The organism is Streptococcus sp. KHUD_014, from assembly GCF_051106275.1.
GTDB lineage: Bacteria > Bacillota > Bacilli > Lactobacillales > Streptococcaceae > Streptococcus.
In genome coordinates, this window is record NZ_CP193666.1 from 893,543 (window position 1) to 914,991 (window position 21,449).

The 21,449-nt window shown below is 37.6% G+C and carries 24 protein-coding genes; 22 read left to right on the forward strand and 2 right to left on the reverse strand.

Annotation, left to right across the window (positions count from 1 at the left end):
- The first annotated feature begins 40 nt into the window (after positions 1-40).
- The 19 genes from ACORHT_RS04310 (at position 41) to ACORHT_RS04400 (ending at position 15,199) form a co-directional block, all read left to right on the forward strand.
- Positions 41-907 carry an ABC transporter permease gene (locus tag ACORHT_RS04310; protein WP_434350734.1) on the forward strand — a complete coding sequence of 289 codons (867 nt, stop codon included), beginning with the start codon at positions 41-43 and terminating at the stop codon, positions 905-907.
- Positions 904-1,662, forward strand: a complete 759-nt coding sequence (locus tag ACORHT_RS04315; RefSeq protein WP_434350735.1) for an ABC transporter ATP-binding protein — start codon at positions 904-906, stop codon at positions 1,660-1,662. Before ACORHT_RS04310 ends, ACORHT_RS04315 begins: the two co-directional genes overlap by 4 nt.
- A gap of 263 nt (positions 1,663-1,925) precedes the next feature.
- Complete coding sequence (locus ACORHT_RS04320) at positions 1,926-2,639, forward strand: TipC family immunity protein (RefSeq protein ID WP_434350736.1); 714 nt, start codon at positions 1,926-1,928, stop codon at positions 2,637-2,639.
- A gap of 77 nt (positions 2,640-2,716) precedes the next feature.
- Positions 2,717-4,252 (forward strand): hypothetical protein, encoded by a 1,536-nt coding sequence (locus tag ACORHT_RS04325; RefSeq protein ID WP_434350737.1) that lies wholly within the window; start codon positions 2,717-2,719, stop codon positions 4,250-4,252.
- 212 nt (positions 4,253-4,464) lie between these two features.
- Positions 4,465-4,962 (forward strand): hypothetical protein, encoded by a 498-nt coding sequence (locus ACORHT_RS04330; protein WP_434350738.1) that lies wholly within the window; start codon positions 4,465-4,467, stop codon positions 4,960-4,962.
- A 435-nt stretch (positions 4,963-5,397) separates the two neighbouring features.
- Positions 5,398-5,640, forward strand: a complete 243-nt coding sequence (locus ACORHT_RS04335; protein ID WP_434350739.1) for a hypothetical protein — start codon at positions 5,398-5,400, stop codon at positions 5,638-5,640.
- Positions 5,633-5,965 (forward strand): immunity protein Imm33 domain-containing protein, encoded by a 333-nt coding sequence (locus ACORHT_RS04340; protein WP_218969677.1) that lies wholly within the window; start codon positions 5,633-5,635, stop codon positions 5,963-5,965. The genes ACORHT_RS04335 and ACORHT_RS04340 overlap by 8 nt, the downstream gene beginning before the upstream one ends.
- A 128-nt stretch (positions 5,966-6,093) precedes the next feature.
- Entirely contained in the window at positions 6,094-6,525 is a 432-nt protein-coding gene (locus tag ACORHT_RS04345; protein ID WP_414321660.1) for a hypothetical protein, read from the forward strand.
- Positions 6,526-6,576: 51 nt separating this feature from the next.
- Positions 6,577-7,002, forward strand: coding sequence for a hypothetical protein (locus ACORHT_RS04350; RefSeq protein WP_434350740.1), 426 nt, complete (start codon positions 6,577-6,579; stop codon positions 7,000-7,002).
- A gap of 69 nt (positions 7,003-7,071) precedes the next feature.
- Entirely contained in the window at positions 7,072-7,455 is a 384-nt protein-coding gene (locus ACORHT_RS04355; protein ID WP_434350741.1) for a hypothetical protein, read from the forward strand.
- A gap of 103 nt (positions 7,456-7,558) precedes the next feature.
- Entirely contained in the window at positions 7,559-9,319 is a 1,761-nt protein-coding gene (gene dnaG, locus ACORHT_RS04360) for a DNA primase (RefSeq protein WP_434350742.1), read from the forward strand.
- 2 nt (positions 9,320-9,321) lie between these two features.
- The gene (rpoD, locus tag ACORHT_RS04365; RefSeq protein ID WP_000201894.1) at positions 9,322-10,431 is read left to right on the forward strand and encodes an RNA polymerase sigma factor RpoD; all 1,110 of its coding nucleotides are present in this window, start codon (positions 9,322-9,324) and stop codon (positions 10,429-10,431) included.
- Between the two features lie 17 nt (positions 10,432-10,448).
- Complete coding sequence (locus ACORHT_RS04370) at positions 10,449-10,778, forward strand: metal-sulfur cluster assembly factor (RefSeq protein WP_000331926.1); 330 nt, start codon at positions 10,449-10,451, stop codon at positions 10,776-10,778.
- 100 nt (positions 10,779-10,878) lie between these two features.
- Entirely contained in the window at positions 10,879-11,931 is a 1,053-nt protein-coding gene (locus tag ACORHT_RS04375) for a glycosyltransferase family 4 protein (protein ID WP_434350743.1), read from the forward strand.
- 8 nt (positions 11,932-11,939) lie between these two features.
- Positions 11,940-13,256: a glycosyltransferase family 4 protein gene (locus ACORHT_RS04380; RefSeq protein ID WP_434350744.1), complete on the forward strand. Its 1,317-nt coding sequence runs from the start codon at positions 11,940-11,942 to the stop codon at positions 13,254-13,256.
- 26 nt (positions 13,257-13,282) lie between these two features.
- Positions 13,283-13,474, forward strand: coding sequence for a PspC domain-containing protein (locus ACORHT_RS04385; RefSeq protein WP_075229473.1), 192 nt, complete (start codon positions 13,283-13,285; stop codon positions 13,472-13,474).
- 30 nt (positions 13,475-13,504) lie between these two features.
- A complete protein-coding gene (locus ACORHT_RS04390) occupies positions 13,505-13,639 on the forward strand; it encodes a DUF4044 domain-containing protein (RefSeq protein WP_049548929.1) in 135 nt (44 codons plus the stop codon).
- A 75-nt stretch (positions 13,640-13,714) separates the two neighbouring features.
- Positions 13,715-15,025 carry a GTPase ObgE gene (obgE, locus tag ACORHT_RS04395; protein WP_434350745.1) on the forward strand — a complete coding sequence of 437 codons (1,311 nt, stop codon included), beginning with the start codon at positions 13,715-13,717 and terminating at the stop codon, positions 15,023-15,025.
- 9 nt (positions 15,026-15,034) lie between these two features.
- Positions 15,035-15,199, forward strand: coding sequence for a hypothetical protein (locus tag ACORHT_RS04400; RefSeq protein ID WP_142995353.1), 165 nt, complete (start codon positions 15,035-15,037; stop codon positions 15,197-15,199).
- Positions 15,200-15,234: 35 nt separating this feature from the next.
- Here the strand turns inward: ACORHT_RS04400 and ACORHT_RS04405 are convergent, their stop codons facing one another.
- Positions 15,235-15,705, reverse strand: coding sequence for an arginine repressor (locus ACORHT_RS04405; protein ID WP_075229474.1), 471 nt, complete (start codon positions 15,703-15,705; stop codon positions 15,235-15,237).
- The gene (locus ACORHT_RS04410) at positions 15,656-17,995 is read right to left on the reverse strand and encodes a Xaa-Pro dipeptidyl-peptidase (protein ID WP_434350746.1); all 2,340 of its coding nucleotides are present in this window, start codon (positions 17,993-17,995) and stop codon (positions 15,656-15,658) included. Before ACORHT_RS04410 ends, ACORHT_RS04405 begins: the two co-directional genes overlap by 50 nt.
- 179 nt (positions 17,996-18,174) lie before the next feature.
- Here ACORHT_RS04410 and mutY point away from each other — a divergent pair, with 179 nt between their 5' ends.
- The 3 genes from mutY to vicK all read left to right on the forward strand — a co-directional run bounded on the left by mutY (position 18,175) and on the right by vicK (position 21,449).
- On the forward strand, positions 18,175-19,338 hold the full coding sequence (mutY, locus tag ACORHT_RS04415; protein ID WP_434350747.1) for an A/G-specific adenine glycosylase: 1,164 nt from the start codon (positions 18,175-18,177) through the stop codon (positions 19,336-19,338).
- Between the two features lie 64 nt (positions 19,339-19,402).
- On the forward strand, positions 19,403-20,107 hold the full coding sequence (yycF, locus tag ACORHT_RS04420) for a response regulator YycF (RefSeq protein ID WP_434350748.1): 705 nt from the start codon (positions 19,403-19,405) through the stop codon (positions 20,105-20,107).
- On the forward strand, positions 20,100-21,449 hold the full coding sequence (gene vicK / locus ACORHT_RS04425) for a cell wall metabolism sensor histidine kinase VicK (protein ID WP_434350749.1): 1,350 nt from the start codon (positions 20,100-20,102) through the stop codon (positions 21,447-21,449). The genes yycF and vicK overlap by 8 nt, the downstream gene beginning before the upstream one ends.

Consider the following 21,449-nt stretch of genomic DNA (forward strand, 5'->3'; position numbering starts at 1 on the left):
ACATCTCCTCCAATTTTTAAAAGAAGGAAATGAATGTAACATGATAGTATCGATTATTTCACAAGGATTTGTCTGGGCTATCCTTGGTTTAGGAATCTTTATGACCTTTAGAATTCTAAACTTCCCAGATATGACAACTGAGGGCTCCTTCCCACTAGGAGGAGCAGTTGCAGTAACACTGATTACTCAAGGCGTTAATCCTTTTCTTGCTACCTTGGTAGCTGTTGGGGCCGGTTGTCTTGCAGGTTTAGCGACTGGTCTACTCTATACTAAAGGTAAAATACCAACTCTCTTATCTGGAATTCTAGTCATGACTTCTTGTCATTCTATTATGCTCATGATTATGGGACGGGCAAACCTTGGGCTCTTAGGAACTAAACAAATCCAGGACGTTCTTCCCTTCTCATCTGAGGTTAATCAATTATTTACAGGTTTGATTTTTGTGACTTTAGTTATCCTTATCATGCTTTTCTTCCTAGATACTAAATTGGGACAGGCTTATATCGCAACAGGAGATAATCCGGATATGGCTCGTAGTTTTGGTATCAATACTGGTCGTATGGAGCTTATGGGCTTGGTCTTGTCAAATGGTGTGATCGCCCTTGCTGGCGCCCTTATTGCTCAACAAGAAGGCTATGCCGATGTTTCTCGTGGTATCGGGGTTATCGTAGTTGGACTTGCTAGTCTGATTATCGGTGAAGTGCTCTTTAAGAGCCTTACATTAGCAGAACGCTTAGTTACCATTGTTGTCGGTTCTATTAGTTACCAATTCTTGGTATGGGGAGTCATTGCTCTCGGCTTTAATACTAGCTACCTCCGTTTGTACAGTGCTCTTATCCTAGCAACTTGCTTGGTAATTCCAACTCTTAAGGATAAATACTTGAAAGGAGTCAAGTTAAGCAAATGACAGCAATTGTAGAATTAAGAAATGCCACAAAAATTGTGAAGAATGGCTTCGATGAAGAAAAGATTATCCTAAACGATGTTTCGCTGGATATTTATGAACATGACTTCATTACAATTTTGGGTGGAAATGGTGCAGGCAAATCAACCCTCTTTAATAGCATTGCAGGAACTCTGCCCTTGACTAGCGGGAGTATTCACATCATGGGGGAGGATGTGACTCATTTCAGCCCTGAAAAGCGTGCCAAGTACCTCTCTCGTGTCTTCCAAGATCCCAAGATGGGAACTGCTCCTCGTATGACCGTTGCAGAAAACCTCTTGATTGCAAAGTTTCGTGGAGAAAAACGTGGTCTTTTTCCAAGAAGACTCTCAGCTTACAAGGAAGAATTTCAAGCAACTATTGAGAAGGTTGGAAATGGGCTAGAGAAGCACTTAGATACACCGATTGAATTCTTGTCAGGTGGACAAAGACAGGCCTTGAGCCTCTTGATGGCAACCTTGAAACGTCCTGAACTCCTTTTGTTGGATGAACATACGGCAGCCCTTGACCCTAAAACAAGTGTGGCCTTGATGGAATTGACAGATGATTTTGTCAACAAGGACCATCTAACAGCATTGATGATTACCCACCATATGGAAGATGCTCTCAAGTATGGAAATCGTCTCATTGTTATGAAGGAAGGACGAATCATCCAAGATTTAAACAAGGATGAGAAAGCCAAGATGAAAATTTCTGATTACTATCAACTATTTGAGTAGATGATTTTAAATAATTGATATAAAAACTTGGAAGTGGAATTTTTGCTTCTAAGTTTTTTGTATTAAAGGGAGATTATCTAAAAATGGTTTGGATTCCACCGTTTAAGATTTTATAGTATAATGATTATAAGGAAAATGTTGCTAAAGATAAAAAACTTATAAAAAAGAGTTTTGCATCTAAATTTTATCTTGTCTTTAAAATAAGGTATCTAAAATGTAATTTTACTTTGTAAATTATATAAGTTCTAGATAAGGAAAAAGTCATGAAAAAAATTTTAAAAATTGTACTCATAACTGTATTAGGTTTTCTAACTTTGTTCGGTCTATATCGTGTCTATCAAAAGAATTATTATAATGGAGTGTATGAATCTTTAAGTAATGTCTTTTTAGAAATGAACTATGCAGAAACCCATAGTGGTGTTTTACCTGGACTCGCTGATTTTAGCAAAGCCGTTGATGGAAGTCAGTCGTTTAGAGATCCAGACTGGATAATTTCCATAGGACTCGATGCAGACTTGTCTGAAAATGAAAGTTTAGAAGTGATTGTAGGTTTTGAAGAAACTTTTATTATTGAATACCAACAACTGTTATCTGATGGGAGATATCTATTTATTAGATATAATTATAAGAATAAAAATCTTAACCAAACTATCGAAATTTCGGATTCTAAAAGTTCACTAGCATACTACTTAGCTGGATATAATATAAGAAATAAGGATAGTGGCGAGATAAATTTGGAGTCGTATTTTAAGAGATCAGGCACTGTGGAAAAACCCAATTTTTACTTAACTAATCCCAACGAAGCACTAGAGTATTTAAAGCCTTATGGGATTGATGAAGCTTGGATTAAAGAAAAATCCCACTTCATGCTTTATGATGTTGTTCTAGAACGCTGGTTTAAAAATGGCAGTCAACGTTATTCAGTTGACAATCTTGGGGATGTAGAGATTGTGTCATTGAAATCTATGAAAGACTAGAATTAAGTAAGAATAAAGAGATCTTTATAAACAGTAAATCTATGTTATAATATAGGAAATGAATTTGGGGTACTTTTATGAATTTAATGAATATTTTTTCTGAACTTGACTATAAAGCTATTATCGAGGGGAGTTTGACTAATTTAATTCCAACAATCATAGCAGGGGGATTTGCACTATTTGTAATTGATAAAATGACAAACTATATCCGTATTTCAAAAAAAATGGAATCCTATGGTTTTAAGGGGACAGCTTCAAAGAAAGGATTTTCTAAAACGGATATAAAGAAGATGTGTAAAGAGACTGAGAGATTGGATATTATCTTTGTATCAGGTTATGGTTTTTTTAGTGCTAATAAGACACCTCTAAAAAAAGCTATGGATAAAGGTATGAAAATTCGCTTTTTATGTTCTCAAGTAGATAATGATTTCTTAACAGATATTGAAGATTTAGAAGTAGAGCAAAGAAATCGTAAAACTGGAACAAAGATTAGTGAAGAGATTCGTGAAATAGTCAACGAGTATGAATCATACATTTTAGATAATAAAGTGGTAGAGCAATATTTAAATAAGATTAAGCGACTAGAACGACTAGACATTGAACAAGGCTACTTAGAAAATGGCAAAGATATAAAAAACGAAATTGCAAAATTATGTAAACAACTTGAGTATTATAAATGTGAAAAAAAGATGGAAATTCGCTATTACTCAACTGAGTATCGTTTACCGTTTATTTTATCTCAAAGTAAACCTTCAAAGGGTAAAATAACAACGAAAGTATGGTTGAATATCACTCTTCCTCCATATAAGTCTGTTGAAAATTTTATGTTAACTGGTGAGAGGGTTGATGATATTAACAAAGATGAGGGTGATTTTAACTTTATTGAAATGATGGAAGAACACTTTGAAAGTATCTGGAATAAGGCTTCTCGAACATTAGGTGAAAATGAGATAAATAAAGAATCTCAGTACAAAGCTTGGGAACAGTTATTGAAATCTTCATCAGAACGAATGATAAAATCAAGACAAACTGGCAACGGTTTATTAATTGAAGTTGCAGCCCAGCACCCATTAGATGAAGGGAAATATCCAAATGAAGAATTTTCAAAACGTTTGGATAAAGCAATAGAGTTATATAATAGATTAAATCAATCGGGAGAAAGTGTATTTATATATGTTCCAGGAAGTGTTCATAAAAATAATGAAGTAGCAGATGAACTTTCTCTTAGCGGTGCTGGAAAACAATACTTAGTAGAAAAAGGGATAAGTAGTGCGGTAATATATAGTGATGAGATGAATGTAAAATATAAAGGAGATCAGGGAGTTTATAATTCTACTGATGAGTGTTATGTTGCAACACAGATTTTCGAAGAAATGAAATTTAAACAAATTTATTGTGTATGCTCACCAGCTCAACTTTTAAGAAAAGCTTTTAGTTATATTAAATTTGGTACATTACCTTATTTTGAGGTTGCAAATGCTGAAAGATTACATCATAGTTATGTAGATGAATATTTTAAAATGATTCCATTACTCTTGTCAGATGATAAAGCCTTACAATTGGATTCTAAATTAGGAGAAGAGATTCGCAAGTACAGAAAACCAATGAAATAAAAGATAAATAATCTGGAGGAATTTTTAAGATTCGATTTATCTTTAATTGAAGCAAGTTATAAACTAACTTACTTTTATTAAATTATATTATTTATTATAAGACTTATTTTAGTTTTGAATATAAATCTAAAATTGAAAAGTTAATTGAAAATTTGTAAAAAGTAAGATTTATACGATAAATTTTGTGAGTATAAGTTTAATATGAAATAAGGATGTTAGTTAAATTGAAAAAATCAGATTTTGTTATTTTAATTATCTTACTGTTTGCTGTATCCATTCTAACTCTTGTGATTTGTAATATAAAATGGGAAATCATCACTTTAGGTCCAAATGAAGAGACAAAGGTGCGTGTAAACGGACACTCCGAGAGTTTAGACTCCATAATACATGTAGAGGTAATTCCAGTTACTACAGATGGGAAGATAAAGCTTGTGCGAGGTGATGATTGGTTTGATCCTGAAAAAGGAATTGGATATAATATTAAGGATTCTCAGATTGAGACCTATCATTACAATGAAAAAACACAAAGCTGGGATGTAACGATATTAGAGAATCCTCATAATGGCATTGGTGTCGATCGCGAAGGTATTATTATGGATCCACCTCAAAAGACACTTTTTTCATTTGCTTCAAAGAAAGGATTTGAGATCAAAATAAAGAATTTATCTAACCAAACTGTTAAGGTTAAAGTAAAAGTGACATATGATTAAGGTTTGGTAATTTGATAGTTTAGAAAGCAATAGATTCAAATACTAGATTGATTAAAAACAAACCAGTCAAATCCTGCTAACTTTCAAATTGAAGTACCAAAATCAAATAGAAGTCATAAATATGAATAGGAGAAAGAAATAATATTACGAGACATATTTGATGTAGCTCAAGAAGGAACGTTTGAAGAGTTTCATTCGCTCTACAAGGGCGATGTGAATCAAATCACACATGAGAAATTGAATTTGTTGAACATGGTTTTAACTAGCAATACTTTGCTAGATGAAAAACTAAAGATTATTCAGTTTCTTATTGATGAAAAAATTGATGTTAATTGTTTAGACTCATATAATAGAAATGCCTTATATAATTTGTTTCAATTTAAAGCGAATTGGAGAGTAGATGTTGAGTATGCAACTAAGGTCATGTCAATGTAGTTGAAAGCAGGGATAAATGTTAACCAAGTTGATAAATATGGGGCAATTCCATTGATTACTGCGATTACAGTCTTGAAATTAACAACTAAGGAAGCATTACCTTTATATGAGATGTTGATTGCTAGTGGTTCTGATATTCACCGTAAAGATTTTCAAGGGAAGTCAGCTATAGATTATGCGAGAGAATTTAGTTGGAGACAAGATTTATTATCTGAAAATGGAGGGTTACTTGCTGATGAATAATAGTGATTTTGGTGGATTTATGGTTTCAAATAATGTATTGAATGGCTATCCGATTCAGTACACTTATAGAGAGAAATCTTCAATTTCTCAGTTAAATGGCTGGACAATATTATCTTCTATTGATGATGAAGAATATATTTCTGATCCTGATAATTTTACAATTCTAGGTGCGACAAGTATACTGCAAATTGCTCCAGTTCTACTGGAAATTTTTCCTGCAAAATATGGAACAGATTTGTTTTGGCTATACGAGGATAATGTACATATAGGGTTTTATGATTTAAAGTTAGAAAGAGAAGTTACCATTACAGAGATTTTGCAATAATCTTTTCTGAATGACTATGGTAAATTTAAAAAAACAAATGAATGATTAAGCCAAGTAGCTTTAAAAAAACTAGAAATTCAGATAAAGCACTGTTTTTCTGAAAATACAAATAGTAAGGAGATAAAAACATGGCATACACACAAGAAGATTTTCAGGAATGGATTTTTCAGATTGGATTTAAGATGGATTATTTTACAAGGGAGTTCGCGGAGAAAGAAGGGCTAAATTTAGACTATAGTATGCAGTCCTTGGATGATTTGGAGGCTTGGATCTTAGCTCACTACGAAGACCACCATGCTTTGATAGCAAACCGCAAGATGTTGGATTATTTGACCGTTTATATCGGCGAAACCTTTCGCAAACACCTAGGAGGTAAATGGTATATTGACCTTAAAAATAAAAAGAACGCCTATTATTCTATGCCTGTCTTGACCGATCCATCCTATAGAGGAGAAGTTTATATAGCACCAATGACTTTTGCAACGGCTTGTATCAGTAGAAAAGATGGTCAGTATATTAGCAGGATATTGAAAAATAATCTCGAAGATCAAGTGAAATAGATAGAAATTAGATGTTTAAAACGTAAAAAAAATAGAATAATGAAGGTATAAATGAAATTAGAACTAGAAACTAAAAATGAAGAATGGGTAGAAGTCTTTAAAGGTTTGATTCCTGTAGATAACTATAAGTTAAAAGTCTTGTTGACAAACTTGTCAGATGGTCAAGAAATTCGGCTGATTGGAGAGCAGAACCGTTTTAAATTATCATGTTTTTGCTATGATGAAGCACGATTCTTTAGCAGGGAATTGTATTTATCTGCAATTCTGGATAAAGAGATGTTTAAAAAATTTGAAAAAAATAATTTCCAAAATATCATTTATGAAGTCAAAAATAGTCAATTAGTGAATAAACTCGGATATACAGCCTATGGTAGTGCAGGAACTTTGAATTCACGGCATTATATCATCATAACTCAAGATAGTGTAGTGGAGATTCTTGTTTCTGCAAATTTGAAATTAAATATCAGTCAATACTAGAAAATTTGCTAATCAAACATGTACACCACTGTAATACAATTATCAGAAAATAGAACTTGGAGAAATGATATGGAAAAATGGACGAAAATTAAACCGGGCTTCATCCCTTTTGGTGACTATGGCATCGAGATAAATATAGACGGGGATACTCTAATTGCCTACTTGGAAGATTCAGAAAAATTTAAATTTACCTTTACAAAAGTTTGGGCTTTCCGTTCAGTCTACGAAAGTTTAGAATTAATAGATAGTTACTGGGAGCAAGGATTAGCAAAGAACAGACCACGTTATCTGACCAACTATATCTATGAAGTCGAGAATGCAGAATTTGGTGACTTGGTCGCTTCTGCAAATATAGTTAATAAAAAGCTCCATCACTACAAATTAATGTCGACGCATTTTTTAGTGGATATTGTATCTGAAAACGATGTAAAAGTGGAGAAAGTGACTAGCTAGTTTTATGAAATAGTCTCATGTAAAGTGTATGAAATGGTTTACTTTTTTTCAGAAATAAGCTATACTAGTTAGAGTAAACTGTGATAAAATGGAGGTATTGTCTATGGTTGACAAGAGACTCATCGAAGAGATCAAAAACAATACCAATATTGTCGAAATCATAGGAGAAGTGATTTCTTTACAAAAATCTGGACGGAACTTTTTAGGGCTCTGTCCTTTTCATGGTGAAAAGACCCCTTCCTTTAACGTGGTCGAAGATAAGCAATTTTACCACTGCTTTGGATGTGGTCGTTCTGGAGATGTTTTTAAGTTTATCGAGGAATATCAGCAGGTAACCTTTGCGGATGCGGTGAGGATATTAGCTGAGAGACTTGGGATTCAGATGGCAGCGCCTGTTCAAGGTTCTGTACAGCCTAGGTCGCCCCATCAAAATCTCTACGATATGCATGAGAAAGCCGCTCGTTTTTATCATGCCATTCTCATGACGACTAAAATGGGTGAAGAGGCGAGAAACTATCTCTATAAACGTGGCTTAACAGATGATGTTCTCAAGCATTTTATGATTGGTTTAGCTCCAGCAGAACGCTCTTATCTATATCAGCGTTTAGCAGATGATTATAGTGAGAAGGACTTGCTGGATTCGGGTTTGTTTTATCTATCTGAGAGTAACCAATTTTTTGATACTTTTCATAATCGCATTATGTTTCCTCTTTTAAATGATCAAGGAAAGGTGATTGCCTTTTCTGGTCGTATATGGCAAGAGGCCGATTCTCAAACTGGAAAGTATAAAAATAGTCGAGCGACGGCAATTTTTAACAAAAGTTACGAATTATATCATTTGGAGAGGGTAAAAAAAGGATCGGGCAAGGCTCCTGAAATCTACCTGATGGAAGGATTTATGGATGTCATTGCGGCTTATCGTGCTGGTATTGAAAATGCAGTTGCTTCTATGGGTACCGCACTGACGAGTGAACATGTGGAGCATCTGAAACGCTTTACCAAAAAAGTGATCGTCACCTATGACGGAGATAAGGCTGGGCAAAGTGCGACGGCTAAAGCCTTGGACGAGCTTAAAGATATACCTGTCCAAGTCGTTCAGATTCCTGACGCGATGGATCCGGATGAATACTTGCAGAAAAACTCTCCTCAAGACTTGGCTTATCTCTTAACCAATACACGCATCAGTCCAGTTGAGTTTTACATCCATCATTTCAGACCGGAAAACAGTGAAAATCTACAAGCTCAGATTGAATTCATAGAGAAAATTGCTCCCTTAATCGCCAAGGAACCCTCTATCACAGCTCAGAATTCCTACATTCACATTTTGACGGATCACTTGCCATCTTTTGACTATCAGCAAGTCGAACATATTGTCAATGAAAGTCGTGTCAGAGAGAGAAAGGAGAAGGTCAAGGAGACCTATAGTCCGAGTCCTGTCACTATGTCTGTTACTAAGCAACTGACAGCAGTGATGAGAGCAGAAGCCCATATCCTCTACCGAATGATGGAACATCCCTTGGTGCTTAATGACTATCGCTTAAGAGAGGATTTTATCTTTGAAACTCCAGAGTTTCAGACCTTGTATGGACTCTTGATTGATAATGGAAGTATCTCATCTGAGGATTTGGCTCAACAGACCAGAGAAGTGGAGAGTGCTTGGTATCAAGTCCTAGCCTTAGATTTGCCACCTGAGATGTCCCCTCACGAGTTAGCCGAAGTGGAAGAGTCTCGAAAAAGAGCTCTTTTGAATCAGGAAAATCTGCAAATTAAAAAGAAAGTTCAGGAAGCTAGCCATGTCGGTGATACAGACACCGCTTTAGAAGAGCTAGAACGCTTAATTGCCCAAAAAAGAAGAATGGAGTAAGAATGGCAACAAAACAAAAAGAAGTAACAACCTTTGACGTCCAAGTAGCGGAATTTATTCGCAATCATAAAAAAACTGGTACAGCAACCGATGATGAAATCAATAACGCCCTCGTAATTCCCTTCACTTTAGATGTGGAAGGTATTGAGAATCTTTTGCAACGCATTCAAGATGCTGGTATCTCAATTACGGACAACGAAGGAAATCCTAGTGCGCGTGTTTTGAGCACTGAGGAAGAACCAGAGTTGACTGATGAAGATTTGATTGGTTCAACCTCTGCTAAGGTCAATGACCCTGTCCGTATGTATTTGAAAGAAATCGGGGTTGTGCCTCTGCTTACAAATGAAGAGGAAAAAGAGTTGGCCCTTGCTGTTGAAGCAGGTGATATCGAAGCGAAACAACGCCTTGCAGAAGCTAACCTTCGTCTGGTTGTTTCTATCGCTAAACGTTATGTTGGACGTGGAATGCAGTTCCTTGACTTGATTCAAGAAGGAAACATGGGCTTGATGAAGGCCGTTGATAAATTTGACTACTCTAAAGGGTTCAAATTCTCAACTTATGCGACTTGGTGGATTCGTCAGGCTATTACTCGTGCCATTGCTGACCAAGCTCGTACCATTCGTATCCCAGTTCACATGGTGGAAACAATTAACAAGCTTGTTCGTGAACAACGTAATCTTCTTCAAGAGTTGGGACAAGATCCAACTCCTGAACAAATCGCTGAACGCATGGATATGACACCTGACAAGGTTCGTGAAATCCTCAAGATTGCCCAAGAGCCGGTTTCTCTTGAAACGCCAATTGGTGAAGAGGATGACAGCCATCTTGGTGATTTTATCGAGGATGAAGTGATTGAAAATCCAGTGGACTATACAACTCGTATCGTTTTACGTGAGCAGTTGGATGAAGTGTTAGATACATTGACTGACCGTGAAGAGAATGTCTTGCGTCTCCGCTTTGGTCTTGATGATGGGAAAATGCGTACTTTGGAGGATGTTGGTAAAGTCTTTAACGTAACGCGTGAACGTATCCGTCAGATTGAGGCCAAAGCTTTGAGAAAACTTCGCCAGCCAAGTCGAAGCAAACCACTTCGTGATTTCATTGAAGATTAAGTTAAGGGAGAGTGAAGATGGCTTACACAGAAGAACAAATCGAAAATATCAAAACACGTATTTTGACAGCCCTAGAAGAAGTGATTGACCCAGAATTGGGAATTGATATCGTCAATCTAGGCTTGATCTACGAGATTCGTTTTGATGGCGATACAGGTGAGACTGAAATTGATATGACCTTAACAACCATGGGTTGTCCCTTGGCAGATCTCTTAACTGACCAAATCTATGATGCTATGACAGATGTTCCAGAGGTTACTAACGTTGAAGTCAAATTAGTTTGGTATCCAGCTTGGACGGTTGAAAAAATGAGCCGCTATGCTCGCATTGCATTGGGTATCAAGTAAGTAAATGATAAAAAGAGAAATAGTGTAGACGCCAGGAAATTCCCAGCTTTTATACTATCTCTCTTTTTATTTGCTGATTTTATTTGAAGAAAATGGTATAATGGTTACTATGGAAAAAGAGAAATTACGCATCAATATGCTAAGTTCAAGTGAAAAAGTGGCGGGCCAAGGTGTGTCTGGTGCTTACCGTGAACTGGTACAGCTTTTAAAACGAGATGCGAAAGACCAACTGATCGTAACAGAAAATCTTCCAATCGAAGCGGATGTTACTCATTTTCATACGATTGATTTTCCTTATTATCTCTCGACCTTTCAGAAAAAACGTTCTGGACGTAAGATTGGCTATGTTCACTTCTTACCTGATACCTTGGAAGGTAGTTTGAAGATTCCATTCTTCTTAAAGGGGATTGTCAAACGCTATGTATTTTCTTTTTATGACCGTATGGAGCATCTGGTTGTGGTCAATCCTACTTTCATTGAGGATTTGGTGGCTGCTGGAATTCCACGTGAAAAAGTGACCTATATTCCTAACTTTGTCAATAAAGAAAAATGGCATTCACTTCCTATAGAGCAAGTTGAGCAACTTCGTAAAGATATAGGAATTGATGAGAATCAGTTTGTAGTCGTTGGTGCTGGTCAGGTTCAGAAGCGTAAAGGAATAGATGACTTTATCACTCTAGCTGAGGAATTACCGGATATCACTTTTATTTGGGCTGGTGGCTTCTCTTTTGGGGGAATAACCGATGGTTATGAACGCTATAAAAAGATTATGGATAATCCTCCAGAGAATCTGATTTTCCCTGGAATTGTTGAGCCAGAACGGATGAGAGAACTCTATGCTTTGGCAGATTTGTTCTTACTTCCTAGCTATAACGAGCTCTTTCCAATGACTATTTTAGAGGCAGCAAGTTGTGAAGCTCCCATTATACTTCGTGATCTAGAACTTTACAAGGTCATTCTAGAAGGAAATTACAGACCAACCACCGATGTGGAAGAGATGAAACAAGCTATTATGGAATATAGAGATCATCCAGAAGCTTTGAAAGCGTTGAAAGAAAAGGCCAAAGCTATTTCAAAAGAATACTCAGAAGAGCATCTTTTAGAAATATGGCTAAAATTCTATCGGGAACAAGCGGCTTTAGGAAAAAAATGAGGTAGTATATGCGAATTGGATTATTTACAGATACTTATTTCCCACAGGTTTCGGGTGTTGCAACGAGTATTCGAACCTTAAAAACAGAACTTGAAAAGCAAGGACATGCCGTCTTTATCTTTACAACAACAGACAAGGACGTTAATCGTTATGAAGACTGGCAGATTATTCGTATTCCTAGTGTTCCTTTCTTTGCCTTTAAAGACCGTCGTTTCGCCTATCGTGGATTTACGAAAGCTCTTGAGATTGCAAAACAATACAAACTGGATATTATTCATACCCAAACGGAGTTTTCTCTTGGTTTATTGGGAATTTGGATTGCTCGAGAACTGAAAATCCCAGTCATTCATACCTATCATACCCAGTACGAGGATTATGTTCACTATATTGCTAAGGGTTTGTTGATTCGTCCGAGCATGGTCAAGTATCTTGTAAGGGGATTTCTTCATGATGTGGATGGTGTGATTTGTCCGAGTGAGATTGTGCGTGATTTGTTATCTGATTATAAGGTCAAAGTTGAAAAGCGTGTCATTCCTACAGGTATTGAGCTTGCCAAGTTTGAACGTCCTGAAATTGGACCAGAGCACATCAGTGATCTACGAGATAAACTAGGTATTAAGAAAGACGAAAAGATGCTTCTTAGTCTTTCCAGGGTGTCTTACGAAAAGAACATTCAAGCTGTTTTGGCAGCACTTCCAGATGTTCTAAAAGAAGAGCAAAATGTTAAATTAGTCGTTGCTGGAGATGGACCTTATCTGGAAAACCTCAAGGAGCAAGCAGAAGATTTGCAGATTCAGGATTCTGTTATCTTTACAGGTATGATCGCTCCAAGCGAGACAGCTCTTTACTATAAGGCGGCTGATTTCTTTATTTCAGCTTCAACTAGTGAGACGCAAGGCTTGACCTATCTTGAAAGTCTTGCAAGTAAGACTCCGGTAATAGCTCATGGAAATCCTTATCTAGATAATTTGATTAGCAATAAGATGTTTGGAACTCTTTATTATGAAGAGAGAGATTTAGCAGGGGCTATTTTAGAAGCTTTAATTGTAACTCCAAAGATGGATGAAAAACTTTTGGCTGATAAATTGTATGAAATTTCAGCTGAAAATTTTGCTAAGAGAGTCCATGAGTTTTATTTGGATGCTATCATCTCAAACAATTTTGAAAAAGAATTAACTCGTGATGAACCGATGACACAACGGATTTTAAAGACAGTATTTTACTTGCCACAACAGGCAGTTTCAGTTCCAGTCAAAAGTTCTAAACGAATGTTAAAAGCATCCAAGAAACAGTTGAATGATTTGAGAGATTATTGGAATGACTAAGGTCTTCGAAGAAAGGAAATGAAGAAATGAAAAAGAAATTTATGAGAAGTAGTCGAGATCAAAAAATCGGTGGAGTATGCGCTGGTTTAGCTAATTATTTTGATATTGATCCGACAATCGTACGTGTGATCTGGGGAGTTCTAGCTTTTTGTTATGGTAGTGGACTGATTGCTTACTTAATTTTATGGGCAATTGCTCCAGTTTCGGAAGAATATTAAAAATAGGGAATTATAGAAAAGGAGAAAATAATGGCATTTGGTGATAATGGAAAACGTAAAAAAACATTTTTTGAGAAATTGACACTATTCGTCGTTTTGATTATGTTGTTTGTAACCTTAGCAGGTATCTTTGCTACAGCCATTGGTGTATTTAGCAGATTCTAGGAAACTAGAATTTCTAGCAAGTAGTAATAGTTGGTGACTGGGATTCCCCAGCCCTTTTTAGAGTGAGAAAAGAATATGAGTATGTTTTTAGATACAGCCAAGATCAAGGTCAAGGCTGGAAATGGTGGTGATGGGATGGTTGCCTTTCGCCGAGAAAAATATGTCCCTAATGGAGGACCATGGGGTGGTGACGGTGGCCGTGGTGGTAACGTTATTTTCGTTGTAGACGAAGGTTTACGTACCCTTATGGATTTCCGTTACAATCGTCATTTCAAAGCCCAGTCAGGTGAAAAAGGAATGACCAAAGGAATGCACGGTAGAGGTGCAGAAGACTTGATTGTTCGAGTACCTCAAGGTACAACTGTGCGTGATGCAGAAACTGGAAAAGTTATCACTGACTTGATTGAGCACGGCCAAGAGTTTATCGTTGCTCACGGTGGTCGAGGTGGTCGTGGGAATATCCGTTTTGCGACACCAAAAAATCCTGCTCCAGAGATTTCTGAAAATGGAGAACCTGGTCAGGAGCGTGAGTTACAGTTAGAACTTAAAATCCTTGCGGATGTTGGTTTGGTTGGCTTCCCATCTGTCGGAAAATCAACACTTCTTAGCGTGATTACCTCGGCTAAGCCAAAAATTGGTGCCTACCACTTTACAACAATTGTTCCAAATCTTGGAATGGTCCGTACCCAATCAGGTGAGTCCTTTGCAGTGGCAGACCTTCCTGGTTTGATCGAAGGCGCTAGTCAAGGTGTGGGCTTGGGAACTCAGTTCCTTCGCCATATTGAGCGTACTCGCGTTATCCTTCACATCATTGATATGTCAGCCAGTGAAGGACGTGATCCTTACGAAGATTATCTTGCTATTAACAAAGAGTTGGAATCTTATAACCTTCGTCTTATGGAACGTCCCCAAATCATTGTTGCTAATAAGATGGATATGCCAGAAAGCAAAGAAAATCTTGAAGAATTCAAGAAAAAATTGGCGGCTAACTATGATGAGTTCGAGGACTTACCAGCCATCTTCCCAATCTCAGGTTTGACTAAGCAAGGTCTTGCACCTTTACTAGATGCAACAGCCGAGCTTCTTGATAAGACACCAGAATTTCTTCTTTATGATGAGTCAGAAATGGAAGAAGAAGTTTATTATGGTTTTGACGAAGAAGAAAAACCATTTGAAATTAGTCGTGATGACGATGCAACTTGGGTACTTTCAGGTGAAAAACTCATTAAACTCTTTAACATGACTAACTTTGATCGTGATGAGTCTGTCATGAAGTTTGCTCGTCAGTTGCGTGGTATGGGAGTTGATGAAGCTCTCCGTGCCCGTGGTGCCAAGGATGGAGATCTAGTTCGTATCGGCAAATTTGAGTTTGAGTTTGTAGACTAGGAGATAGCTATGGGAGATAAACCGATATCTTTCCGAGATTCTGATGGAAATTTTGTTTCTGCAGCAGACGTCTGGAATGAGAAAAAGTTAGAAGAACTCTTTAATCGCCTCAATCCAAATCGTGCTTTGAGACTAGCAAGAACTAAAAAGCAAGCTGAAAATAACAAATCATAAAATAAACCCGTGATGATAGTCATCACGGGATTTTATTAACGATCAAAAAATAGAGGTGGTGCAAATTGTTTGAGGCGTTCAAAGCAAGATTGAGCTTGTTCTTTATCCTCGCAGATAACCAAACAGACATCATTGCCACAGATAGTAGCCACAATTTCAGGGAAGTTTAGGGCATCTAAGATGGATCCAAAGGACTGTGCCAAACCTGGATAGGTTTTGATGACAACCTGGTGTTGAACAGGATGCATCATGTAGAGGGCTTCCTCCATATACACTTCTAGGCGTTTTTCCCACTTTGATGTGGAACCAGTATTGATTGCATAATAGGAGTGTTCACCTTCACGAATTTTAGAGAGGTTCATCAGATTGATGTCTCGTGAAAGTGTTGCTTGTGTGACATGGACTCCATTTTCAATCAGTAGTTCTTGTAGCTCAGTTTGGGTATGAATCTTTTGCTTAGTGATTAGGGCTCGGATGAGCTGGTGTCTTTGTTCGGCCTTGTTCATCTACAGTTACCTCCCTTTGAAAAGGTATTTCAAGATTGGACTGTGCGAGATCGACAGTCAAGTGATAGTTTGTATTGTCACGTATAGTGATTTCAAAGTCTGTAGTATAGAGCACCAGACGAAGTGTATCGTCTTTCTGAAGTTTGTAGATAGTTGGTTGCAGTTCAAATTGGAACTCCATCCATTCATCTGGTTTAACTTCTTCAATTTTTAATAAATCATGACGATTTTGGAGGTTGAGGTAGCCTTTGGTAATAACACGTTGGGCATTTGGACTAAATGGTAGTTCGCAAAGGTTTTCCAGCATGTGATAACGACCATTATCAATCGTACGAGCAGCCAAAACTCCTGGATATGGTTGAAGGTATTTCTTTTGACCAAGTTCGAGAAGTTGAGCAGAAAGTAAGCCTTTGTTTGTACTTGACTTGAGACGAAGGTTTAGTTTAACACGACCATTAAGGTGGATATTTTCAGTCACCGGTAGGTCAATCGTAATCTGGTTAACCTTGCCTTGATAGAGTTCATTGTTAAAGGTTTGGTAAGTCTTTCCATATCGTTCGAAGTCAGAATCTTGGTAATGATTTTCAATAACAGCTTCTTCAGTACCTAAAGAGAAAGTTTTATGGTCAGTTTGATTTCCAAAATCTTCAAGTGACAGCCAGGTTTGAGGAGCAGTATTGTCTTGCCAAACGACTCGTGGAAGTTGGTAGTCAGTTTCTTGGTTCAATAATTTCTGCGTCAAAAGAGCATTCATGGATTCACGGAAATCAATAGACTGCCAATTGTTCATATAAACATGGGCGCCGTTATGGTAAAAGAGATGTTTTTTAATATGACTTGGAAGAGCATTGAACATTTGATAGACGTGAAGAGGTTTTACATTCCAGTCTTGTGAACCGTGGGTAAAGACAACTTCAGCCTTAACCTTTTGAGTATTGAGTAGGTAGTTTCTGTCATGCCAAAATTGGTTATAATCTCCAGTTTTACGGTCTAGATTTTTCTTGAGTTCTTCTATGGAAGCTTTATGAGCCTCGTTTCCACGAATAAAGTCACCAGCTAAGAGATTACGAGAATAAGTTAATTCATCTAATGAATCGAAGTCCTCCCCTGGATAGCCACCAGGGCTTGTTACCAGACCATTTTCTCGGTAATAGTTGTACCAAGAAGAAATACCGGCTTCAGCAATGATAACCTCTAAACCATCAACTCCTGTAGTAGCAAGACCATTAGACATTGTACCCAGATAAGAAAGACCAGTAGTGGCGACTTTGCCATTTGACCAGTCTGCCTTAACTTGACGTTTACGACTATGGTCCGTAAAGGCACGGCAACGGCCATTTAACCAATCAATAACATTCTTGTAGCCTTCGATTTGACGATAATCACCATTTGGCATCAGACCTTGTGAATTCTTGGTTCCAAGACCTGATACATAGATATTAGCAAATCCTCTAGGAAGGAAGTAGTCGTTAAGTGTGTAGCTGCTATTGATATGAGTCAGTTTTTCTTCAGCTTCAGAAACAAGTTCAGCATCCCCGACAGGTTCAACCAAGTCCAGGGTTGGATTTTCTAACGTAATTTCATGTGGTTCCTTGACTTCTAGCTCAGCTTCCATTTTGTAAAGAGCTTTATCGCTTGATTTATCATTGGTTCCTTGATGGTAAGGACTTGCCGTCATAACAGCTGGAATTTTGCCATTGTAAGTCGGACGGATGATGCTAACCTTGACTAAATCAGGTAGACCATCATTATCAGAATCAATACGAGTTTCCACATAAACAACTTCACGAATAACATTGTTAGTTGAGAAAGTAGCCAAACTCTTTCCATTGAAGTAGTGGTAATCATTGTTCTCAGGGATAAGACCATCACTAACTAGCTGATCAATCAAGGTATTTCCCTTTTTAGTGCGCGTGTTAAGGAGTTGATAGAGATTGTCAATCAAATCTCCGTATACAATAGGGAATGCCGTTTCTTTATGAAAAGCTAGACCATCTTCAAAGTCTATTAAGTAGTTGAAACCAAGCAACTGAAAGGCAACAGTATAGAAAATTTCTGAAGTTAATTCACGATCAGAATTGAAGAAAGTGAGCAGATCAGTTTCTTTGTCAACCGCTAAAGTTGAGAGGGGATAGTCGGTATTTTTATAATTGAAAAAACAATTTCTAACAAAAACTTCAAACTGTTCTTTCGCTGAAGTTGATTGGTCAATCTTGAATCCAAGACTGGATAATTCCTGTAAAGCTTGTTGCTGGCTTACAGGATAGTAACTGAATTGATTAAAACGCATAGATGCCTCCTTTGAAGAATCATTCTAAATTTATTATATCAAAAAAGCAAGGAAAATGATAGAATCAGCTGGTCTTGAAAGGTTAAATTGCTATTATTCTAACAGAGTTTAAGAGAGTGTTTTAACAAGCCCTATCTTGATTTTTTGAGTATCCTAGAAGGTTATGCTATACTAGAAATATGTTAGATTTGGAGAAATATGGTGTGACCATGTGGGAAGAGGACAAGATTTTTTCTTTCCGTCAAAAACTATTAGCCTGGTATGACGAAAATAAGCGGGATTTACCTTGGAGACGGAGCAAAAATCCTTACCATATCTGGGTGTCTGAAATCATGTTGCAGCAGACTCGAGTTGATACCGTCATTCCCTATTATGAACGTTTTTTAGATTGGTTTCCGACTGTAGAGAGCTTAGCAAATGCTCCTGAGGAACGCTTACTAAAAGCCTGGGAAGGACTTGGCTATTATTCTCGTGTCCGCAATATGCAAACTGCAGCTCAGCAGATTATGGAGGACTTTGATGGAGAATTTCCATCAACTTATGAAGGTATTTCAAGCTTAAAAGGAATTGGTCCTTATACAGCTGGTGCAATTTCTAGTATTGCCTTTAACCTTCCCCAGCCTGCAGTTGATGGCAATGTCATGCGTGTTTTGGCACGATTATTTGAAGTGAATCATGATATTGGAAATCCTAGCAATCGAAAAATATTTCAAGCTATGATGGAAGTTCTAATAGATCCAGATCGTCCAGGTGATTTTAATCAGGCTTTGATGGATTTGGGTTCAGATATTGAGGCGCCAGTCAATCCAAGACCTCAAGAGAGTCCAGTTAAGGACTTCAGTGCAGCCTATCAGCATGGGACCATGGATCGCTATCCTATCAAGGCTCCCAAGAAAAAGCCAATTCCTATTTATCTAAAGGCTCTTGTGGTGCAAAATAGTCAGGGGCAGTTCCTATTGGAAAAGAATGAGAGTGAAAAACTCTTGGCTGGATTTTGGCATTTTCCCTTGATAGAAGTTGATGAATTCTCAGACCAAACTCATGACTTGGACCTTTTCAGTCAAGTTGCTGAACCAATTCTAGAACTGGGACCATCTCCACAGGAAAGTTTTGAACAAGACTATGATTTAGAAGTTGATTGGCAAGACTTACATTTTGAAGAGGTCAAGCATGTTTTTAGCCATCGAAAATGGCATATCCAGATAATTGCAGGACAAGTTACTGAGACACAGGAATATGTTGATAGAGAAGTTCTTTGGTTAAGTCCAGAAGAATTTATCAATTATCCTCTAGCCAAACCCCAGCAAAAAATCTGGCAAGCCTACTTGAAAAGAAGCCACTAGAATCGGTCTTTCGTGTCTTCTTTACATTTTTTTGGTATAATGAGATAAGGAAAAAGGTGACTAAATGAAAAAAATACTTATTGTAGATGATGAAAAACCCATCTCAGATATTATTAAATTCAATATGACCAAGGAGGGTTATGAAGTTGTAACTGCTTTTAATGGTCGTGAAGCGCTTGAACAATTTGAAGCCGGGCAACCAGATATTATTATTTTGGACTTGATGCTTCCAGAGATTGATGGACTTGAAGTTGCTAAAACCATTCGTAAGACAAGTAGTGTCCCTATTATCATGCTTTCAGCTAAAGACAGCGAGTTTGATAAGGTTATCGGTCTTGAACTTGGGGCAGATGACTATGTGACTAAGCCGTTTTCAAATCGTGAACTCCAAGCTCGTGTTAAAGCCTTACTTCGCCGTACGGAGCTAGCTTCTGCCGATAACCAAGAGCCTGAAACGAAACTACAAAGTCTGCAAATCGGTGACTTGGAGATCCTCCCAGATGCTTATGTCGCTAAGAAATACGGAGAGGAGTTAGAGTTGACTCACCGTGAGTTTGAGCTCTTGTATCACCTAGCGTCACATATTGGTCAAGTGATCACCCGTGAGCACCTCCTTGAAACTGTTTGGGGTTATGACTACTTTGGGGATGTCCGTACAGTAGACGTAACCATTAGACGCTTGCGTGAGAAAATTGAAGACACACCAAGTAGACCTGAATACATCCTAACTCGTCGTGGAGTGGGATATTACATGAGAAATAATGATTGAAGTAATTAAACAAACAATTTTGACGAGTGACTTTATCTTTATCCTCATCCTAATAGGCTTTATTATGCTGGTGACTTTTCTCTTACTGGAAAGTCGTCGCGATACTATTCGCCTTAGACAGCTAAATCAGAAGGTCAAGGATTTGATTGCTGGTGATTATTCTCAGGTTTTGGATATGCAGGGAAGTTCAGAGATTACCAATATCACGAACAATCTTAATGATTTGTCTGAAGTAATTCGTCTGACTCAGGAAAATCTCGAACAAGAGAGTAAAAGGTTACATAGTATCCTGTCCTATATGACAGACGGAGTGCTTGCGACCAATCGTCGTGGTCAGATTACCATGATCAATGATATGGCCAAGAGACAACTAGGCATTGAAAGTGATGATGCTCTTAATCAAAATATCCTAGAGTTGCTCAAAATTGAAGAAGAGTATGAACTGAGAGACCTCATTACCCAAAGTCCTGAGTTGATGATTTATTCGCAGAATCTTAATGGTGAATATATCAGTTTGCGTGTGCGCTTTGCCTTGATTCGGAGAGAGTCTGGCTTTATCTCTGGTCTAGTAGCTGTCTTACATGATACGACTGAACAAGAGAAAGAAGAGCGTGAGAGAAGGCTTTTTGTTTCGAACGTTAGTCATGAATTGCGTACACCTTTGACAAGTGTAAAATCCTACCTTGAAGCCTTGGATGAGGGAGCCCTAACAGAACCAGTTGCTCCAGATTTTATCAAGGTTTCTTTGGATGAAACCAACCGCATGATGCGGATGGTGACGGATCTCTTGCACCTTTCACGGATTGACAATGAGTCCAGTCACTTGGATGTTGAGTTGATTAACTTTACTGCCTTTATCACTTTTATACTCAATCGTTTTGATAAGATGAGAAGTCAAGATGAGGAGAAGAAGTACGAGTTGGTGAGAGATTATCCGATTAACTCTGTTTGGATTGAAATTGATACGGATAAGATGACTCAGGTGATTGATAATATCCTAAATAACGCCATCAAATATTCACCAGATGGTGGAAAAATCACTGTAAGTATGAAAACTACAGATGATCAGATGATTTTATCTATCTCCGACCAAGGTTTAGGGATTCCAAAGCAAGATTTGCCGAAGATTTTTGACCGTTTCTATCGAGTTGACAGAGCAAGAAGTCGTGCTCAGGGTGGAACAGGATTAGGATTGGCTATCGCCAAGGAAATCATCAAGCAACATAAGGGCTTTATCTGGGCTAAGAGTGAATATGGCAAGGGCTCTACTTTTACCATCGTACTTCCATACGATAAAGATGCCGTGAAAGAAGAGATTTGGGAGGATGAAGTAGAAGACTAG

Excerpts from the sequence above, each read along its gene's own strand:
- ACORHT_RS04405 (WP_075229474.1), bottom strand. The coding sequence starts at position 15,705 with ATGAACAAGGCCGAACAAAGACACCAGCTCATCCGAGCCCTAATCACT.
- ACORHT_RS04355 (WP_434350741.1), top strand. The coding sequence starts at position 7,072 with ATGGAAAAATGGACGAAAATTAAACCGGGCTTCATCCCTTTTGGTGAC.
- ACORHT_RS04390 (WP_049548929.1), top strand. The coding sequence starts at position 13,505 with ATGGCATTTGGTGATAATGGAAAACGTAAAAAAACATTTTTTGAGAAA.
- mutY (WP_434350747.1), top strand. The coding sequence starts at position 18,175 with ATGTTAGATTTGGAGAAATATGGTGTGACCATGTGGGAAGAGGACAAG.
- ACORHT_RS04380 (WP_434350744.1), top strand. The coding sequence starts at position 11,940 with ATGCGAATTGGATTATTTACAGATACTTATTTCCCACAGGTTTCGGGT.
- ACORHT_RS04340 (WP_218969677.1), top strand. The coding sequence starts at position 5,633 with ATGAATAATAGTGATTTTGGTGGATTTATGGTTTCAAATAATGTATTG.
- obgE (WP_434350745.1), top strand. The coding sequence starts at position 13,715 with ATGAGTATGTTTTTAGATACAGCCAAGATCAAGGTCAAGGCTGGAAAT.
- vicK (WP_434350749.1), top strand. The coding sequence starts at position 20,100 with ATGATTGAAGTAATTAAACAAACAATTTTGACGAGTGACTTTATCTTT.
- yycF (WP_434350748.1), top strand. The coding sequence starts at position 19,403 with ATGAAAAAAATACTTATTGTAGATGATGAAAAACCCATCTCAGATATT.
- ACORHT_RS04310 (WP_434350734.1), top strand. The coding sequence starts at position 41 with ATGATAGTATCGATTATTTCACAAGGATTTGTCTGGGCTATCCTTGGT.
- ACORHT_RS04410 (WP_434350746.1), bottom strand. The coding sequence starts at position 17,995 with ATGCGTTTTAATCAATTCAGTTACTATCCTGTAAGCCAGCAACAAGCT.
- ACORHT_RS04330 (WP_434350738.1), top strand. The coding sequence starts at position 4,465 with ATGTTAGTTAAATTGAAAAAATCAGATTTTGTTATTTTAATTATCTTA.
- ACORHT_RS04350 (WP_434350740.1), top strand. The coding sequence starts at position 6,577 with ATGAAATTAGAACTAGAAACTAAAAATGAAGAATGGGTAGAAGTCTTT.
- ACORHT_RS04320 (WP_434350736.1), top strand. The coding sequence starts at position 1,926 with ATGAAAAAAATTTTAAAAATTGTACTCATAACTGTATTAGGTTTTCTA.
- rpoD (WP_000201894.1), top strand. The coding sequence starts at position 9,322 with ATGGCAACAAAACAAAAAGAAGTAACAACCTTTGACGTCCAAGTAGCG.
- dnaG (WP_434350742.1), top strand. The coding sequence starts at position 7,559 with ATGGTTGACAAGAGACTCATCGAAGAGATCAAAAACAATACCAATATT.
- ACORHT_RS04370 (WP_000331926.1), top strand. The coding sequence starts at position 10,449 with ATGGCTTACACAGAAGAACAAATCGAAAATATCAAAACACGTATTTTG.
- ACORHT_RS04345 (WP_414321660.1), top strand. The coding sequence starts at position 6,094 with ATGGCATACACACAAGAAGATTTTCAGGAATGGATTTTTCAGATTGGA.
- ACORHT_RS04385 (WP_075229473.1), top strand. The coding sequence starts at position 13,283 with ATGAAAAAGAAATTTATGAGAAGTAGTCGAGATCAAAAAATCGGTGGA.
- ACORHT_RS04315 (WP_434350735.1), top strand. The coding sequence starts at position 904 with ATGACAGCAATTGTAGAATTAAGAAATGCCACAAAAATTGTGAAGAAT.
- ACORHT_RS04375 (WP_434350743.1), top strand. The coding sequence starts at position 10,879 with ATGGTTACTATGGAAAAAGAGAAATTACGCATCAATATGCTAAGTTCA.
- ACORHT_RS04325 (WP_434350737.1), top strand. The coding sequence starts at position 2,717 with ATGAATTTAATGAATATTTTTTCTGAACTTGACTATAAAGCTATTATC.
- ACORHT_RS04400 (WP_142995353.1), top strand. The coding sequence starts at position 15,035 with ATGGGAGATAAACCGATATCTTTCCGAGATTCTGATGGAAATTTTGTT.